Here is a 19,376-nt window from a genome sequence, read left to right as displayed (position 1 = left end):
GATGAGATTCAAGATAGTGAATATTTAAAAAGATATACAAGGTATGATTTAAATGAATATTGAAACAAAAAATTAACATATTTAAAAAACAGAAATGCCCCGAAAGGAGCATCTCTGTCACAAAAACCTCCTCTGCATCTTCTGATCCTTAAAAGAAAATACAACCGGTTTATCTTCAATTTTAGTTTCTAGATGAACATTTTTCCCCCATAATTGTTGTAAATAAGGTAGTGTTCGTTCAGTATATTTTAAATCCAATTCAAGCCCTTCATATTCATGTTTAATATATAACTCACCATTGTTTTTGTAATTGCCATCCTCAACAACCAGATAAGGGAAACCACCATTTGTTCGAGAGGACACCAGCTGGTCACGTATATTCTTCCATGTTTTATCCGTAATTTTCCACTCACGACCTTGTTTTTCGAAAATATAAAGATCTAAATCTTCAACTAAATCTTTTGTTAAATAGTTGCGAATAAAAGAAGTATCAGAATCCATCTCACGCACCTCAAATATTTTATCTCTATCATAACGCTTTTCAATGTCTTCAAATATTTTAAGTCCTAGATAATACGGATTCAAGGTGTGTTGTGATGGCTGAACTACTGAAGAGTTTAGTTTGGCGAATTCAATGGTTTCTTCAGAGGTTAGATCCATTTCTCTTAGGATGCGTACGTGCCAATATGACGCCCAAACGTGTTTCTTCTAAGGATTTTAATTTATTTTAAATAAGTGAAGTAATTGTACAGATGTATTTATTTCAAGTCCCATAATAAAATTTGATATCTCTATAAAAACAAATTGTAAATGTTTGCGTTCACCATCATCCAGAGTTCCTCCAAAACAATATTTAAAAACAAACCTTAATGTATAAAACTATTCATACTCTTTGGTGCATATTTACAATTTTTTCACCTTTAATACTCCTCTTATATGTTTAGTCCAATCTTCATCACATCTTTCTTTACACCTCTTTAATCTTCTCTGCTTTTTAATTATTTACTTCGTGTAACATTTCATTTGCAAGATCTCACTCTCAGCATTTGCCAAAAAAAGTTTCATCCCTTTTTTGAAAGATATGGAGATTACACAGAGAATCAAAGAAATCAATTAATGAAACTCTTCTTGTTATAGAGATTTTAAGGAAAATTAAATTTGATAAAGATTATTTTTGCTATCTTATTTATCTAAATTAAAGTCATGTTTTGTTGAAGTTTATATAAATGAGTCGAATGTTCTAAGGAAAATAACCTTTTGATGCTTTCGTAATATAAACTTAGTTATAAAAGTATATTACAAGAAATTACAAATAGTCCTATATGACTGGTAGACAATCCCATATTGATGCCATAGTATTAATTTACCGTCGTGTCTCTTAGTCGTCTATCATCAGAACCATCTTCAGTTATTTTACAAGGTTCAAAGTTTTGTCTTCAGGTATGTAAGTTAAGAAATATTTCAGAGGTTAGTTAAAATTTCAATAAAAGAAAAGAGGATAATTATATTGAAAAAAACTTTGCATAAAAGTTTACTTTTAGTTTTTATTTTAATTTTTTTAAGTAGCACTATTATTCCCACTTATGCAAGTCAAATTACAAATAGCTTTATTTCATTTGAAAGTGAAACACCAACGATGGAAGAAGAGCCAGTGACAGAAGAACCACTGCCTGAAGAAACACCGGTAGCAGAACCAGTGACAGAAGGACCACTGCCTGAAGAAACACCGGTAGCAGAGCCAGTGACAGAAGAACCACTGCCTGAAGAAACACCGGTCACAGAAGAGCCAGTGATAGAAGAACCACTGCCTGAAGAAACACCGGTCACAGAAGAGCCAGTAACAGAAGAACCACTGCCTGAAGAAACACCGGTCACAGAAGAGCCAGTAATAGAAGAAACAATATCTGAGGGAACTGTAAATTCCTTAGAAGCATTATCAGCAAAAGAACAACTGATCATTGGAACATTAGCAGTTGCATCAGGATTAGAGTTTACAGACCAAGAGGTATTGGGAGCAGTGACCCAAGATATGTATAACAAAAGGAAAGAATTACTCGATGAAGCGATAGCAACATCGACGGATACATCTGTAACCGTGACAAGAGAATTGTGGAATTGGTTAACAGAGTATGCTCAAAATGATGCAGTATCGTTAGAAGGTTCATCACTGCAATATGTGTCATATGAACATGTTTTAAATGGTGATTGGAATAGTCCATATGCATATTTAAGCGCAAGTACAGTGCTTGAAGTTGAACATAGTAGAATGCGTGTCTTGTACAATAATGTAATAGAAACGAAGACTTTAGATGGACATTATAATCCAGGTGGATGGTTTTTTTCTATGAAAATTCAACCTGTATTAGTTCATGGATTTCAAGGATCAGGACTTAGCTGGGATATATTTGATTATAATCATCATCCAATTATTTCATTGTTATATCAAGGAAATCTTGTTGCAACTTATGATATGGGTGTAAAGGGAAATGATGTAAAAATTAGTAGTGGATATATTCCATTAACAACACCTGCAATGGTAGATACAATTTTACTTACTGCAAAAGGAACAGGTAACGAATTATGGTATTGGAATGAATTAGAACTTTATACACAATCATTAACGGAATCTGTATTAAAAGAAGTTCTAATATCATCAGATGATATGGTTTTGAATTGGAGTTGGACACAAGGAGCAAATCTTGAAGATGTTTCCATCATTTTGCCAGTCTCTGCAACCACAATTTCTACTACAACTGATGCAACTTCTAATTTGATAAATATGACTGCTGGTAATTTTATTTATACAGATGTTAGATCTACCCCCATTTCAGGTTCAGATGCAGCTACAAAAATACAAAGTATAGACTATTATTCTTTTGCAGATACAAGATCTTTTCATGCGGATCCTGTAGATACTTCCTCTGGGGCGATGGTGATCCATCGTAATTTGTTACAGTTGCACGGACCACAGAAACTGGCATTTAAAACTGCATATAATTCGCTCTTATTGAATGATAATTCATTAGGAATAGGTTGGAGCCATAACTTTGATACTTATTTAGAACAAGAATCAGAAAATTCTGTCGTGATTCACTGGTCTAATCATCAAAAGAATCGTTTTATTCTAAATGTAGATGGTACGTATGACTCTATTGACCGAGCAACAAGGTGGGATCAACTCACCCAAAATGAAGATGGAAGCTATACCATCAAAAGAAAGGATCAAAAAATCTATCAATTTGATTCTACTGGAAAATTAATGGAATTAATCAATAGACACGGGAAAAGTACCTTTTTTGAGTATGATGCAAGTACAAATCAGCTAATTAAAGTCATAGAAGAAGACACAGGCTTTTATTTTGAATTTGCATATTCACTGAACAATCAACTTACTCAATTAACGGATAACTTAAATCGAGTGGTTTTATTTCAATATGATGCAAACAATCATCTCACCCAGATTACAAACGCTAGAGGTGAAATCATAACGTATACGTATGATGAACAAGGAAGAGTGATATCTTCTACAGAACAAGGTGTACAAATCTTTCTAAACACGTATGATGAGTTAGGTCGTGTGATTGCTCAAGATGATGGTGTAGAAGGGAACGGGATCACTACGTTTCAGTATGATGAAGAAAGTGAGCCTGGATTTTTGATCACATTGGTGACAAAAAGAGATGGTCAAATCAAGAAGCTTATTCATGATTATCAATATCGATTAGTGCGTATCGAGGATGAGTTAGGTCACGTAACGACCATGGAATATGACGGTCTAGGTAATCTGATCAAAGAAACCAAGTCATTGAATCAAACAGAACAATATGTGTACGATGAACGTGGAAACAAAATAGAGATCATTGATCCGCTAGGAAATTCAACAACGATGACCTATGATGATCGAAACAATTTAATCAGATTTACCGATGCAATCCATCAGACAACAGAAAATAGATATGACGAGTATAATCGTCTTGTTCAAGTAACGAACCCAGAAGGCAATACCCTAACGAACACCTATAATGACCTTGGGTATGTTCATAGTATGGTGAACTTTAATGGGGATGAAACATTATTCACTAGTGTCAATGGGATGTTACAAGAGAAAACGGATCCGAATGGGAATATCGTAAAGTATGAATATGACGAGATTGGTAGATTAATGAAAGAGACTTTTTCTGAAACGGAAGTCGTTACTTATACCTACGATGCGTTGGACAATGTGACTCAAAAAACTGATCAGCTTGGTTATTCTACGCAATTTGCATATGATATGCAGGGGAATCTCTTACAAGAAACGAACGTCTTAGGAGAATCAACAAATTATAGCTACAATGCAAATGGAAAGCTGATTTCAGTGCAAGATCGAGCAGGGAATTCTATTTTCTATGAATACGATGCAGAAGACCGTTTGCAAAAAATCATAGATCCCCTTGGCAATGAAACGATCCAAACGTATGATGCCAAAGGAAGAGTCATTCAGATTACGGATCCAGCGGGCAATGTGACAACAAAAGAATATAGTGCTATCGATCAATTGTTGATAGAGACAGATCCACTAGGATATAGTAAGTTCTTCACGTATGATCCGTTAGGATACGTAAGCAGTACAACAGATCGGGATGGAAATACAACATTTACAACATATAATGCCACTGGACAACTGACTCAAGTAACGGATGCACTATCAGGCACTACTCAATATGTATATGATTCTAAAGGAAATATTATCAAAGAAGTGGATGCGTTAGGAAACGAAACGCATTATACCTATGATGGGACGGGAAACTTATTAAGCAAAACAGATGCGTTGGGCAATTCAACAAGTTATGTATATGATTCCAATGGAAATCTTGTGATTGAAACCGATGCAGCAAATCAATCCACTCGTTATGCATATAATCACGTCAATCAATTAATCACAACAACGGATGCAAAAGAGAACACACTGGAACGGGTTTATGATGCTAAAGGTCGAATGATTAGCACCATTGATCCGCTCGGTAATACGGTTTCCATGAATTATGATGAGTTAGATCGTCTTGTTTCTTCAACGGATGAAGTAGGGAATATCGAAACATATACTTATGATTCTATGGATCGTTTATTAAGTACCACGGACTCGGAAGGAAATAAAAGTACATTTACTTACGATGTTTTAGGAAATCTTTTAAGTGAAACCAATGCTTTGAATCTAGCAACGCAATATACCTATGATAAAAATAGGAATCGTTTAACGGAGACCGATGCTAAAGGAAATACGACTTCGTACACTTATAATCAAAGAGATGAGCTTATTCAAAAAGAAGATGCATTAGGCAATGTTATTTTATATGTATATAACAAAGAAGGGCGCCTAACGCATATTACCGATGCACTAGAAAATACAACCACTTACACCTACGATGCGAATGGGCGTCAAACCGGTGTGACAGATGCATTAGGAAATACATTAACAACGCAATATGATGCTGTCGGAAATGTCATTTCTGAATTGGATGCGAAAGGAACGGACATCACTTCTGTCCTTTATAACGATGGATACCTGCCGATTCAAACAATAGATGCACTGGGGAATTCAACATCACAAGCTTATGATGCTATCGGACGTTTAACAACATTGACAGATCCATCAGGCAATATTCAAACGTATCAATATGATGCAGTGAATCAGCTCATTCAATCTATCAATGCCATGGGCGGTGTAAGCCAGCAATCATTTGATAGTAAAGGACAAGTTGTTTCATTCACGGATGCGAATGGCGTTCAAACTTCTTTTCAATATGATGTAGCAGGGAGATTAATCCAAGAGACATTGGATAGTGGTGGAATACTCTCTTACCAATATGATGGACGTGATTTGTTAACCCAAAAGAAAAATGCGAGAGATCAAGTAACCACCTTTGAATATGATGCTATCGGACGTTTAATTAAAACAGTCTCACCTGAATCACCAATAGATATAACTTACGATGAGAATAACAATCGACTTACGGTAACAGATCAAGATGGAAAAGCCATCACTAGAGTCTATGATGTATTGGATCGCATTGTATCGTACACGGATGAGTATGGCAATAAAATTGAATATCAATATGATGAGATCGGGAACATATCTCAGCTGACGTATCCTGATGGTAAGATTGTTTCTTATACGTATGATGAAGCTGGAAACATGAAAAGTGTGACAGACTGGACAGGAAGAGTTACCAGCTATACCTATGATGAAAATAACAAACTCATTTCTACTCTTCGTTCTGATGCTTCAATTGAAACTAGAACGTATGATGTAGCAGGTCAATTGATCGAACTAAAGGATGAGACGGCAAACGGGGATATCATTCATTATGAAACCTTTACGTATGATGCATCGAATAATGTCGTTTCAGAAGGGGAGAAAAACTATGTTTATGATGATCTAGACCGTTTAACCAATGCTGAAAATATTCTACAACCGTTAGATCAATCGATTATAAATTATCAATATGCGTATGACATAGGTGGAAACATTCAATCCATTCAGAAAAGTACAGACTTATCTACACAAGAAACAAACATGACTTACACATCGGACAATCGTCTGGAAACCTATAATGGAGAGGCTGTGCTCTATGATGCAGACGGCAATATGACTTATGGTCCAGTCAATGGTGTCATGGAGCAAATGAAATATGATGCACAAAACCGATTGATCCGAGCTGGTGATTTTACTTATACGTATAATGCAGAAGATATTCGAACTTCTGTCACAAATACAATAACAAATGAGAAAACTTATCAAGTAGTGAACCCTCATGCGTACTATAGTCAATTGTTGATGGAAGTGGACGCAGAGGGGAATCCAATCACTTATTATGTGTATGGATTAGGACTGATCGCTCAAGAAACAGCAAATGGTGATTATAGTGCATATCATTACGATCGTAGAGGAAGCACCGTTGCTTTAACCAATGAAAACGGAGAAATTACGGATCAATATACGTATTCTCCTTATGGTGAACTTCTTTACTCAGAAGGCGCTGCAGATCATCCATTCCTGTATAATGGAAAATATGGAGTCGTCACCGATGATAATGGATTGTATTATATGCGAGCACGTTACTACAATCCAGATATTAAACGATTTATCAATCGAGATGTCGTTCAAGGCAGTATCAGCAGCAGTTTATCACTGAATAAGTATGCTTATGTCAATGGGAATCCAGTTAGTTATATTGATCCTTTTGGTTTAAGTCGAGATAGTGATGATGTTGGATTTCTTGGAAAAACATGGGGTTTTACGAAATCAGCAGCAAATTTCCTTGTATTTGATGATGCTAGAACCGTATTAGATTCTGATGCTTCTTTCACTGAAAGGGTAGTAGCAGGAGCAAGTCTCTTACCTGCAGGTAAAGTATTTAAATTAGGAAAGTTAGTTGGAAATGCTAAAACTGGTGTAAAAGCATCGAAAGAGTCTAAAGATTTTTCGAAATTATCAATGATTGATAATAATGGAGCAGGTAAAACTGGGGCATACAATCCATCTTTTAATGGCATCTCAGGTCAAGGACTCGGAAGACTAGAAGGAAAAGAACTTAATGTTTCTCAAAAAGGATTGGATATTGTCAAAAGTCATCTGTCACAGTTTGGAGACTTTCCAGAAAATACAGCCATGATTAGAAGACTTGAAGATGCAACGGCTAATAAGAAAAAAATATCAGGTGCAGATGCAAGTTTTTATATGCATGAAGTTTCAGAATCTACAAAGATGAAGAAAGGTATTGATTATGATACTGCACATAAGGAGGCTCTTCAAAAGTATGAAGTTTCCCCATTTAGCGTATATCATCCAGATGTGATAAAATCAATGCCAGAAAACTTTGGTGGGGCTTGGAAGAAATTTTGGGGGATAGATTAATGATTAATTTAAAAAACTTAGGGCATTACCGAAAGGGAAAACTATGGATAAATGACTTACCAAGAATGGATTACGATAATATTGATAGAATTGAACTTTTATTAACAATAAATAAAGGATTGAAAATAAAGCCGTGTAGTTTAGCTTTGGAACTTCTACTTTCCCCACGACAAGTAAGTAATTACGCATTTTTGGGGGTTGATTTTATTCCAAATAATGAAAACAAATTAGTAATTACCGTATGTGTCAGTCATGATGAAGGGGAAAAATTAGATAATAATATTGCTTCAAGCTCTGATGAAGTTCACATTGGATTGCCTAAGGAATATGGTGAAGCTATTTTAAGTAGTGTACAAAAAACTCTAAGTGAAATTCCTAATTTTTCAGGAGGTATTTTGAACTTTAACATTGGTGCTCATGGACTCGTAGGTTCAAGCCAACTCTCGTTTTCCAAAGTGACCGAGATTATCGTTAAATTGTTGGCTATTGATCCTAACATATCTGATGATTACCAATTGGAAGACGTAATACTTAAAAGTCTAAATTGAATTTAAAAATAGTCAGGAATTTCTGAAATTTGAGGCTACCCAGTGCAGAATAAACATTAGAGTCAATAAACTATCTTTGATCAATTTGGAAGAAGAATAGGCAATAATGATTATACAGATCATGGCAGACCTGATGTACCAACTCATACGAATCCACACCACCATGCAAATCCATGGTATAATCCAACACAGCATGGACCTGGTACACCTGGATTACATCCAAATACGCCGAGGAGGTAAATATGATTCCTATAGCACATTACTTATTTGCGATTGCATTTAGCGGTTTATATAATAAATCTGAATGGCAAAAGTGGGCGGATGAACGTATTTTACGGGAACAAAAACCAAAATTATGGTTGATCAATGTTTCCTTATCAAGAAATATTGATGATTTAAGTAAAGCTTTAAGTGATTTAATGATTATCGAAAAAAGTTCCATGGAAAATGAACCTCCTTTTAGTGATGCAGTAATTGGTTATTACTATCTTAAATATATGTCAAAAGACATTTCAATTAATGAATTACTGCAGATGTCTGGAGAAGAGGCAGATGGAGGTGAGGGGGCTACAAAAGCGTGTGAAGAATTTTATGAGATTCTTAATAAGCTAGAGGGGAATAAAGATCTTGAATTCAACCCTAATTTCATGAAAATGATAGAAGAATCATTTGAACCATTTAAAAACATTGCCATGAAACAAAAAGAAGTATTAGAAAATTTTTGATTAAAAAAACTTTGTTTTACATCTTTACTCAAATCTTAATAGTTTGGAAAAAATCAGGGACGAGATTTGAGGCTGCCCAGTGCAGAATTTACAATATAGTCAATTCAAAACATTAAGTTGTTTTCGTTAACTTTTTGGTTAATAATTCTTTTAGTATCCACTTAAGTTGGATTATGTGATTGCGAAGCTACAAGAAGGAATCTTTATAATTAATATATAAAAATTTCACTTTGAAACAAAGTCTAAATCATTTTTAGATTTGAATGAAACCTTGAACAGCCTTTATATACTTAACACCTTTTAAGTTTATTTAAATAAAAATATAAAAAACAGAGATGCCCCGAAAGGAGCATCTCTGTTACAAAAACCTTCTCTGCATCTTCTGATCTTTAAAAGAAAACACAACAGGTTTATCTTCAATTTTAGTTTCTAAATGGACATTTTTTCCCCAAAGTTGTTGTAAATAAGGAAGTGTACGTTCAGTATATTTTAAATCCAGTTCAAGTCCTTCATATTCATGTTTGATATACAATTCACCATTATTTTTGTAATTGCCATCCTTAACAACCAGATAAGGGAAACCACCATTTGTTCGAGAGGATACCAGTTGATCACGTATATTTTCCCACGTTTTATCTGTGATTTTCCACTCACGACCTTGTTTTTCAAAAATATAAAGGTCTAAATCCTCAACTAAATCCTTTGTTAAATAGTTGCGAATAAAAGAAGTGTCAGAATCAATCTCACGAACCTCAAATATTTTTTCTCTATCAAATCGTTTTTCAATGTCTTCAAATATTTTAAGCCCTAAATAATACGGGTTCAAGGTGTGTTGTGATGGCTGAACCACTGAGGAATTCAATTTGGCAAATTCAATGGTTTCTGCAGAGGTTAGATCCATTTCTCTTAGGATGCGTACGTGCCAGTAGGATGCCCACCCCTCATTCATGATTTTAGTCTGGATCTGCGGCCAAAAGTACAACATCTCCTCACGCAGCATAGACAGAATATCGCGCTGCCAATCTTCTAATATCGGAGAGTGTTCTTCAATGAACCACATGATATCTTTTTCTGGTTTAGTCGGGAATTTTTTTTCTGTTTTTTCAGGTGTTTTTGTTTTTTTTGATTCCTCTGATGGTTGATTTTGTTCTAGATCCCATAAATCCTCGAATCCTGTTTTTCCCTTACTCTGTTTTTCTATATTCGCAGGTTCATTTTTTTGATGATGATTATATTTTCTAAAAAGGCTTGGATCTACATGCTCTTGAATTGCTAAAACTGCATCTATAAATTTCTCTACATTTTCTGTCCCGTGCTCATATTCATAATTGTGTATTCTTTCAGAGGTAGAGGACATGCTGTTAATCATATCTCGGTTTGTATTTGAAAAGTGTGCATTGTTTTTAAAAAAGTCACAATGCGCAAGGACGTGAGCCACAATTAATTTATTTTGAATAAGTGAATTTCCATCTAATAAAAATGCGTAACAAGGATTGGAGTTAATGACTAATTCATAGATTTTACTTAATCCTAAATCATATTGCGTTTTCATTTTGTGAAAAGTTTTTCCAAAGCTCCAGTGCGAAAATCTCGTTGGCATACCGTAAGCTCCGAAAGTATAAATGATATCTGCTGGGCAAATTTCATACCTCATAGGATAAAAATCAAGCTGAAATTTTTTGGCGATTTCGACGATTTCCTCAATTGCATTTTCAAGTTGGTTCATTTCTTCAACATTCATATTTTCACCCCACTTCTGGTTTAGAAAAGAAGTTCTTTAATGCTTTATATACTTCGCCTTTTTCACGGATAATACAGTGGCGGAAAGTAGGATGCTGTATGTTGCGATAAGCTGACATTAATGTGCTGCTCCGATTGTATTGATTCACTTCACCATAACCAAACATGTTGCAATTTTCTAATAACTGATTTATTAATTTAGTGCATCTTTCGTTATCTGAAGTTAAATTGTCTCCGTCAGAAAAATGAATAGGATAAATGTTGTAATTTTCTGGAGAATACCGAGATTCAATGATCTCTAAAGCTTTTTTATATGCTGAAGAGCAGATGGTACCTCCGCTTTCGCCTTTTGTAAAAAACTCTTCTTCAGTGACTTCTTTTGCTTCTGTATGATGTGCAATAAAGATGATTTCAACATGTTCATACTTTTTTCTTAAAAAACGAGTCATCCAAAAGAAGAAACTGCGTGCGATATATTTTTCAAAGCTTCCCATAGATCCAGAAGTATCCATGATGGCTAAGATTAAAGCATTGGACTGCGGTTTCGTGATATCATCCCATGTTTTAAATCGTAGATCATCAGGGGAAATACCATGAATACCAGGCTGTCCTGTAGCTGCATTTCGTTTTAAATTTTGTAAAATGGTTCTTTTTTTATCTATATTCGACATAATGCCTTTTTTGCGAATATCATTGAATTCAATATCAGTAACTTTTAACAAGTCTTTTTCTTTTGGTTTTAAATAAGGTAATTCAAGTTGACTAAAGAGCATCGTTTCTAATTCTTCCATATCAATCTCAACTTCAAAATAATCTTCTCCTGGCTGATCGCCAGCGCCTTCTCCTTTACCAGCACCGGATGGAGCTGGCTCCTGACCTAAGACATCTCCTACTTTGCTTTCTCCATCTCCTTGACCAACATGTTTATTTTTGTTGTAGTTAAAACGGAATTTATACTCATCTAAGCTGCGGATTGGTACTTTTATTATTTTTTTGCCATTCGATAAAATAATGCTTTCATCTGTAATAAGATCAGGTAAATTTTGTTTAATAGCTTCTTTTACTTTTTCCTGGTGCCTAGTTTGATCCTGATACCCTTTGCGATGCAGTGACCAATCTTCTCTGGAAACGATAAACGATGAACTCAACGTCGACCCCTCCTTCCTTTTTATAACAATATATTCAACATACATGGTGTTATGTGAACAAGAATGTAAAAAAACAAACTCTTTCCACGGTTATAGGAAAGAGTTTTATTTGGAGTACTGCGGTTATATTGGAAAATACAAGTTTAAAAATAGGCTGATCAAGAAAAACTGGTTGCTCCAGCACTTATACCTACAGCAAATGAAAATACTATAAATCCAATTGCTGCTAACAAGGGGAGTAAATTAAATATAGTGCCAAGGATAGGGAATAGCTTTTTCCGATTTTTTTGAAATAAAGAGATGATCCCGATGATTCCACCAATAACCTGACTAAAGAATAGAATGACCAGAACGATACCCGAGACTAAAAATAGAGATTGACTGGATGCGAACTCCATAATTTCTTCTTCTGTTGGTTCAGGTGAACCTTCCATAAATAAATCAGCTACGGATACGGACAGTAATATAATCATAACTACAGCTAATATGATACTGGTGATCCCGATAACAAAAGAAGCTATTCCAAGACCTGAATGTTTTAGAACTGTGTTAGGGTTTTCAGAAACCGAGTATTCATTAAGATTGTTTTCAGAATTCATATTTCACCTCTCAAAATATTAAAGATTTTTAATATTTAATAAATACCATCTAATGGTAGAAAAATCAACATCAAAAATAATGTAGTTTATATGAAATTCTTCCATCTAATAACTGGAAATATTCGTTTTAATTCGATATTATTATATTTGTGGTGTCGTTTTCAAGGTAATATATGGTATTTATTTAGCAGGAATTTGTAGAATTTTGAAGAATATAATAATAAGCAGACCTGTAAAAATTGATTCGTTATTAAATTAATCAATAGTAGAGGAGTGTCAAGTGTAATCATGAAAAAAGAACTTGAATCAGGTATAAAAACACAGAGATTTCTTACTATTCTTATATATATAGTACTCGTGAATATCTGGACATTTATGGATGGTGGATTTTGGGTACTGTTTTCGTTTTCGATGATTACATTACTTGTATTGCTGTCTTTTTATATAAGGGATACTAAAAAAATAAATCATATGCTGGAATTAGTCATTAAGTCAGAACGGAAAAAAACAGAGGATAATATTAAACAGCTTTTATATTATGATGATTTAACAGGACTTCCAAATCGTAGATTATTTCAAAAGCATTTAGATGAGGTGATTCCTCATATTAAAGTAAAAAATACCAATCTAGCAGTAATGACGATTGATATTGATCGATTTAAACTAGTGAATGATTCTTTGGGACATGATTTTGGGAATATTCTATTAATGCAGATTGCAGAAAGATTAAATCGTTCTGTTACTGAAAATGATTTTGTCGCACGTATTGAAGGGGATAAGTTTTCTATTTATCTCATTGGTTTAACTACAACAGAAGAGATCGAAGCAAAAGCGTTTAGCTTAATTGAGGCAATGGAGGAAGTATACAACATTCAGAATCATAAAATTCATATTTCTGCGTGTGCAGGTATTTCTATTTATGACGACAATGCTAATGCTGATTTGTTAATAAAACAAGCAGACATTGCGTTATATAATGTGAAGGAAAAAGGGAAGAATACTTTTCAAATCTATACCTCCTTAATGTGCAATACATCTTTGGAAAGATTTAATTTGGAAAGTGATATAAGACGAGCCATTGAAAATGAAGAGTTTGTATTATACTATCAACCACAAATCAATACAGATACCAGAGAAATTGTAGGGGTTGAAGCGTTGATTCGTTGGAATGATCCGATCAAAGGGCTAACACCGCCTAATCACTTTATTCCTATTGCAGAAGAGAGCGGAATGATCATAGATATCGAAAATTGGGTGATTAGAAAAGCTTGTGAACAAAACAAAGTATGGCAAAACGCAGGTTTACCCAAAATTCCAATTTCAGTGAATCTATCAACTAGACATTTCCTACAGCCAGATATTGTTGAGATGGTAGCTCAAGTATTAAAGGAAGTAGATTTAGAACCTAAGTATTTAGATATTGAAATTACAGAAAGTATGACGATAGATATAGATAGAGCGATTATAACCTTGCAAAAATTAAAAGAATTAGGTGTTCAAATCAGTATTGATGATTTTGGAACAGGATATAGTTCTCTTAATTATCTCAAAAGCTTCCCGATACATAAACTTAAAATTGACCGTACATTTGTAAGGGATATTATTAAGAAGGATTCAAATGATGCAGCAATTGTATCAACTATCATTTCGATGGCACATCATTTGAACCTACAAGTAATAGCTGAGGGTGTTGAGTCTGCAGAACAATTATCTTATTTAAACAATAAACATTGCAAGGTAGTACAGGGATTTTTCTTTAGTCCGCCAGTTACAGCACAGCAATTACACGAAAAGTTGTTGAAAAATAATTTTGGATAAAATCAAAGTGTATTTTTATAATCAAAAAAAAACTCCTTATAAGGTACTGCACCCCAAAAGTTAGAGTAAAAATCTAACTTTTGGGGTGTTTTTGGGTGCAAAAACCATATCTATACGTTGAACTGGGACTTAAAGAACTACTCTTACTCTTCACGTAATTTGTCAATGTTTTAACTGGGACCCGCAAAAGTAATAGGTCGATTGTAAACTTCCACTTCCTATGGAAACTCCGACACCAGATCATCCTTGATCCAGCAATTCCAACACTAGACCATCCATGAACTGAGAATTCACAACAGCACATTCTCTTCACTTTTGTGGGTTTAGAAGTGTGGGGTCCCCGAAAAGTACTCTGACATCACCTCGTGGAGTTCTCTTCACTTTTTGGGGTACATATAGGTGTTTATCCTCGCACTGTCTTATCGGTTTGCACATATATTAGCATCAAGAAAGTGTAAGGAGTTGCATGCTAATGTTTCGAGTGGAACCGATTCATATTGATGATCTGGTTGCAACTGCCATAGAAGTAAAACTGCCGAAAACAACATTATTAGTGGTTACAACTGATAAAGGGTATATTATGTGTGGCGCATTGGACGTTGCATTGTTAAATGAGAAGTTAAAAGATAGGAACATAATAGCAGGTAGGGCAACAGGGGTTCGAACTATAGAGGAGTTATTGGACGCACCAATGGAGTCTGTAACTTATGCGGCAGAGAAACTTGGAATTTATGCAGGAACATCAGGTCGTGAAGCTATTCGTAAAATGATGTAATAATTTGGGTATAGATTATAAACATCAACTCTCACTTTAGAAAGTTAAACTTTTTTAAGTGGGAGTTTTTCGCTGTAAAATTTGGATCAATTTTCTCAAAAAGAATGGAATTACATACTTTTTGTTATATTCACCCGCTTGTTTAATCAAATTGATTTGTTTTATTAAAAATTCATTCTATCAAGATCAAACTATTTTTAAGTAAATCTTCCTGATGAGTTTATATTTTTGCTGAGATAGATAGCACCGGTGTTTATAGTCAAAACCAAAATTACATAATGTTAGTAATTATGACATATATAGATAGTTATATTATCATTCAAAGTAATAAAAACTTATATTCATTCATAAAAAAGTATAAAATACTATTTACATAACATAAAACTAACTTTATAATAAGGTCATACCATTAGATGTTTAGACATAAATAAAAAATAAGGGAGGTGGCTATAGATCTTAGTTTTGTCCTGAATTTTGATTATGTTATATATGTAATACTAATTGTTGTTTATATCCTCTTAACAATTTTAACCTATATGAATTAAAATACATCCTAGTAATAACGAGTTCTCTATCCTTTTTATTTTACTATTTCCTTCATCTTACTCTAATTTTCACACTCACATTATTAAATAGTTTAATCTATTATTTGAACCATTTTTTTTAATATTAATTAATGCACAATTCTCAAGTCAAAGGAAGTAAGGTTTTATTCCCTGAAAAACCATTTAGAAACTAAAAAGGTTGAAAGCGCTATCATTTATAAGTATACATAATCAAAAAACAAAATCAGAACTTAGAGTGGGAGACGTTTCTCGTAAAAATAAGTTGATCTTATGAAGTTGTTAATAAACTCTATTATTCAATACTAAAATTACTGCCGCTATACTTTGCTATTGTTCAAATGAATTTTTACTTAATTAATATTAAAAAGCAGAAAAGTGAATGGGAGGATTCTTTCTAATGAAACTTAAATATACATTTTCATTTATCTTAACTCTTATTTTAGTGACTGTATTATCTTCTGGTTTCAGCACTGTAGCTGCTGAAGCTAAAAAAGAAGTTTCTATATCTGGACTTTATAGTTTTGAAGAATTATCTGAATTAAGTTATTCAGAATTAATAGATGTATTGGATACGATATATCCAAGCAGTATTGATTATTTTTACGATGGTTATACATCTGGAGCAGAGGTGTTTTATAGTGATAGAAACCGTTTGTTAGCTATAAGAGATGAAATTGTTGAAAGAGGTGCAACTTATACTTCTAATGATACTCAGAATTTAACTACTTTGATTGAAGTGTTGAACATGGGTTTCTATAAGCATGACGATGCCTCTTCTTTGAATTATCTAGGAGATCTATCATTTAGAGAAGAAATGAATTCAGCGATTGTTGCTGTAATGAATAACCCTAGCTTTGGTGAGGATCAACCTGTAATTGATGAGTTGGCTCTGCAAGTATCCTATTTTCTTAATCATACAGATGCAAATTCTACGGTTCTAAATGCAACACTGCCAATCTTTGAAAGTTTCAATGAAAATATCGATTGGTGGATAAATGATCTTGATAAAACAGATGTCATTTTCAATATGATTGGTGCTGTTAAATATAGTACGCGTTATGTTTATGATCAAAACAATTATAATTCAGCTAATGATGTGGAGTGGAATGGACAAATAGATCCCCTCATTGAAGAAGTAAAGTCTATATTAGATCGAGATGATTTTGAAAATGATAGTGACAGATGGATCTTATACAACGCAGTTACATTTCTAAGTGATGTAGGGCAATACCATAGTACACCGAATTATGATATCAATACTCTTCATAATGCTTTGAATATATACGAATTGAAAGGATTTAATCCAACGCATTTATTAATTGCTAAAGAGTTGGATTATCTTGATAGAAATTATAGTAATGATCAAGTCATAAGAGACTATGAAAATCGTTATTATGGGAATGAATATTCATTTGATGATGGGGCTATAGTGTTTAAAGTAGGGGACGATGTCACAGAAGAAAAAGTACAGAGAATGTATTGGGCAGCAAGGGAAGTGCAGTCCCAATTTTTCAGACTGTATGGAGATACACCTGTATTAAATGATACAAATGATAGTGTGACTGCTAAAATTTATAATAATCGGGATGAATATAAATATATAGCAGGTGTATTAGATTCAGTAGATTCTTCTGGTACGGGGGTTTTCGTAGATTGGAAAGCCACTTTGTTTACATGGGATAGAGTAGCGGATCGTAACACTCCAGAATTAGAAGAATTATTCCGTCATGAGTATGCTCACTACTTGCAAAGTAGATATATTTTCTACGGTGAATGGGGACGAGAAAATATTTTTGAAAATAGTAGAAACATTTGGCTGGAAGAAGGGGGAGCGGAGTTCTTAGCGGGTGGAAGTAGAACAGGAATCATATCTAGATCAACGATGGTAGATAGTATAGATACCTATTCTTCTAAAAGATATACGATAGAAGAAGTCGTTTACGAAAATGCATATATTAATGAGGTTTATGATTATGGATATGCAGTATATGACTTTTTATATCATACAGATCGTTGGGACTTGATGGAAGAAATCGTGGATGAGATTCAAGATAATACGAATATTAATTTAAATGTATATGATGCTATGATAGCTAATTTGGCCACTGATCAAAACTTAGAAGATGATTATCAAGCGTATTTAAATGTATTAATCTATGAAGATCTAGGACGTGTATTAGCTTCAGATGATTATTTAGCTGTGCACTCCAGCAGATCATTACAAACGATAGAAAATGATATTACGAATGAAATGAGTTTGGATTTTGTTTCAACAAGTACGCAAACCTCAGACTTATTTGAGACATTTGAAGTTAAAGGGGAATATACAAGCAGTGTCTCTAGCAGAGGAGAGTTATTAGACAGGGCAGAGATGGATGATCTGATTAATAATGCATTAATCAAATTAGAATCAGCAGGATGGTCAGGTTATAAAACGGTGACAGCCTATTTTACGAATCATCGTCTGGACGGGAATCGATTTGTTTATGATGTAGTTTTTCATGGAATATATCCAGATGGTTTTGTGAATAGTGATCCAGTGGCTTCGATTACGGGACCTATCAGTGCGATGGTGAATGAGACGATCAATTTTTCAAGTGATAATTCCTATGATCCTGATGGCACAATATATGATTATGATTGGGATTTTGGAGATGGTAATGGAAGTGTTAGTGCCAACCCATCCCACTTTTACACAAATGCAGGGACATATAGAGTGGAGTTAACAGTTACGGACGATCAAGGTGCAACCGATATTTCTGTTGCAACAATTACAGTAACAGATACTGATGGGGGAGACACAGGATCTGGCACAGGAACTATTCTTCAGGAATCTGGCACATTAAGCAGTACGAACAGTGGAGATCGATATACTTTTACAGCTGCTGGAAGCGGAACAACTACGATCACAGTGACAGCTTCAAGTGTAAATGATGCCATCACATGGAAATTGTTTGATGTAGCTACTGGTGAATTAGTGGATTGGGCTTCTCAAGATGGTAATATTCACGAGCGAATTATGAATCTTACCCCTGGAAAAAATTATGAGGTTTCTGTATACACTTGGGAAGATTTATCCATTAACTACGAATTAGTTGTATCTGGTGATGGTGGAACGGATACAAGTGGTGGAGATACTGGAGGAGGAACTGACACTGGTGGTGGTACTGGAACAGGCATATTGAATGAATCAGGTACTTTTGACAGCCAAAACACAGGTGTTGCGTACTATTTTACAGCTGAAGGAGATGGTGTAACTACGATAACTCTAACAGCTTCGAGTGCAAATGATGCGATTACATGGGTTTTATATGATGCAGTAACAGGCGATAGAATAGATTGGGCCTCTCAGGAAGGAAATATTCATTCAAAAACGATGAATCTTGTACCAGGAACTGAGTATGAAATCTCTGTATATACTTGGGATACGTTAACAATTGATTACGAAATCGTTGTACAATAATTAGGGGAATTGCACCTTTAATACAAAAAAAGCAGGGGACCGATTCTCCTGCTTTTTCCCTCATTATTATAACTTTCAGCGGGAGATAATAGAGAAC

At 34.3% G+C, this 19,376-nt stretch carries 9 protein-coding genes and 1 pseudogene; 6 read left to right on the top strand and 4 right to left on the bottom strand.

What is annotated here, in order from left to right; genetic code table 11:
• Window positions 1–117: 117 nt before the first annotated feature.
• Window positions 118–696 (bottom strand): annotated as a pseudogene (locus Q5Y73_RS13485) (SpoVR family protein); the annotation flags it as partial.
• Between the two features lie 811 nt (window positions 697–1,507).
• On the opposite strand from Q5Y73_RS13485, the gene Q5Y73_RS13480 reads away from it, so the two are divergent.
• From Q5Y73_RS13480 to Q5Y73_RS13470, 3 genes are all read left to right on the top strand, one after another.
• Complete coding sequence (locus Q5Y73_RS13480) at window positions 1,508–7,897, top strand: RHS repeat-associated core domain-containing protein (protein ID WP_305992435.1); 6,390 nt, start codon at window positions 1,508–1,510, stop codon at window positions 7,895–7,897.
• Window positions 7,897–8,445, top strand: a complete 549-nt coding sequence (locus Q5Y73_RS13475; protein ID WP_305992434.1) for a hypothetical protein — start codon at window positions 7,897–7,899, stop codon at window positions 8,443–8,445. Before Q5Y73_RS13480 ends, Q5Y73_RS13475 begins: the two co-directional genes overlap by 1 nt.
• A 242-nt stretch (window positions 8,446–8,687) precedes the next feature.
• The gene (locus tag Q5Y73_RS13470; protein ID WP_305992433.1) at window positions 8,688–9,170 is read left to right on the top strand and encodes a hypothetical protein; all 483 of its coding nucleotides are present in this window, start codon (window positions 8,688–8,690) and stop codon (window positions 9,168–9,170) included.
• 358 nt (window positions 9,171–9,528) lie between these two features.
• On the opposite strand, the gene Q5Y73_RS13465 is transcribed toward Q5Y73_RS13470, so the two are convergent.
• The 3 genes from Q5Y73_RS13465 to Q5Y73_RS13455 form a co-directional block, all read right to left on the bottom strand.
• The gene (locus Q5Y73_RS13465; RefSeq protein WP_305992432.1) at window positions 9,529–10,911 is read right to left on the bottom strand and encodes a SpoVR family protein; all 1,383 of its coding nucleotides are present in this window, start codon (window positions 10,909–10,911) and stop codon (window positions 9,529–9,531) included.
• A 4-nt stretch (window positions 10,912–10,915) separates the two neighbouring features.
• Window positions 10,916–12,058 (bottom strand): sporulation protein YhbH, encoded by a 1,143-nt coding sequence (gene yhbH / locus Q5Y73_RS13460; protein ID WP_305992431.1) that lies wholly within the window; start codon window positions 12,056–12,058, stop codon window positions 10,916–10,918.
• Between the two features lie 158 nt (window positions 12,059–12,216).
• Complete coding sequence (locus Q5Y73_RS13455; protein ID WP_305992430.1) at window positions 12,217–12,657, bottom strand: hypothetical protein; 441 nt, start codon at window positions 12,655–12,657, stop codon at window positions 12,217–12,219.
• A gap of 288 nt (window positions 12,658–12,945) precedes the next feature.
• Between Q5Y73_RS13455 and Q5Y73_RS13450 the strand changes: the two genes are divergently transcribed.
• The 3 genes from Q5Y73_RS13450 to Q5Y73_RS13440 all read left to right on the top strand — a co-directional run bounded on the left by Q5Y73_RS13450 (window position 12,946) and on the right by Q5Y73_RS13440 (window position 19,279).
• Window positions 12,946–14,475, top strand: coding sequence for a putative bifunctional diguanylate cyclase/phosphodiesterase (locus Q5Y73_RS13450; RefSeq protein WP_305992429.1), 1,530 nt, complete (start codon window positions 12,946–12,948; stop codon window positions 14,473–14,475).
• A 472-nt stretch (window positions 14,476–14,947) separates the two neighbouring features.
• A complete protein-coding gene (locus Q5Y73_RS13445; protein ID WP_305992428.1) occupies window positions 14,948–15,250 on the top strand; it encodes a YunC family protein in 303 nt (100 codons plus the stop codon).
• A 963-nt stretch (window positions 15,251–16,213) separates the two neighbouring features.
• Window positions 16,214–19,279, top strand: coding sequence for a collagenase (locus Q5Y73_RS13440; RefSeq protein ID WP_305992427.1), 3,066 nt, complete (start codon window positions 16,214–16,216; stop codon window positions 19,277–19,279).
• The last annotated feature ends 97 nt before the right edge of the window (window positions 19,280–19,376 follow it).

This window comes from Chengkuizengella axinellae (genome assembly GCF_030730905.1).
Classification (GTDB): Bacteria; Bacillota; Bacilli; order Paenibacillales; family KCTC-33759; genus Chengkuizengella; species Chengkuizengella axinellae.
Note: the sequence above shows the minus strand (reverse complement) of the source record. Positions and strands in the feature narration are given on the sequence as shown.

Bases quoted from the DNA above. Each gene is read 5' to 3' on its own strand.
- Q5Y73_RS13475 (WP_305992434.1), top strand. From the start codon at position 7,897: ATGATTAATTTAAAAAACTTAGGGCATTACCGAAAGGGAAAACTATGG.
- Q5Y73_RS13470 (WP_305992433.1), top strand. From the start codon at position 8,688: ATGATTCCTATAGCACATTACTTATTTGCGATTGCATTTAGCGGTTTA.
- Q5Y73_RS13465 (WP_305992432.1), bottom strand. From the start codon at position 10,911: ATGAATGTTGAAGAAATGAACCAACTTGAAAATGCAATTGAGGAAATC.
- Q5Y73_RS13455 (WP_305992430.1), bottom strand. From the start codon at position 12,657: ATGAATTCTGAAAACAATCTTAATGAATACTCGGTTTCTGAAAACCCT.
- Q5Y73_RS13450 (WP_305992429.1), top strand. From the start codon at position 12,946: ATGAAAAAAGAACTTGAATCAGGTATAAAAACACAGAGATTTCTTACT.
- Q5Y73_RS13445 (WP_305992428.1), top strand. From the start codon at position 14,948: ATGTTTCGAGTGGAACCGATTCATATTGATGATCTGGTTGCAACTGCC.
- Q5Y73_RS13440 (WP_305992427.1), top strand. From the start codon at position 16,214: ATGAAACTTAAATATACATTTTCATTTATCTTAACTCTTATTTTAGTG.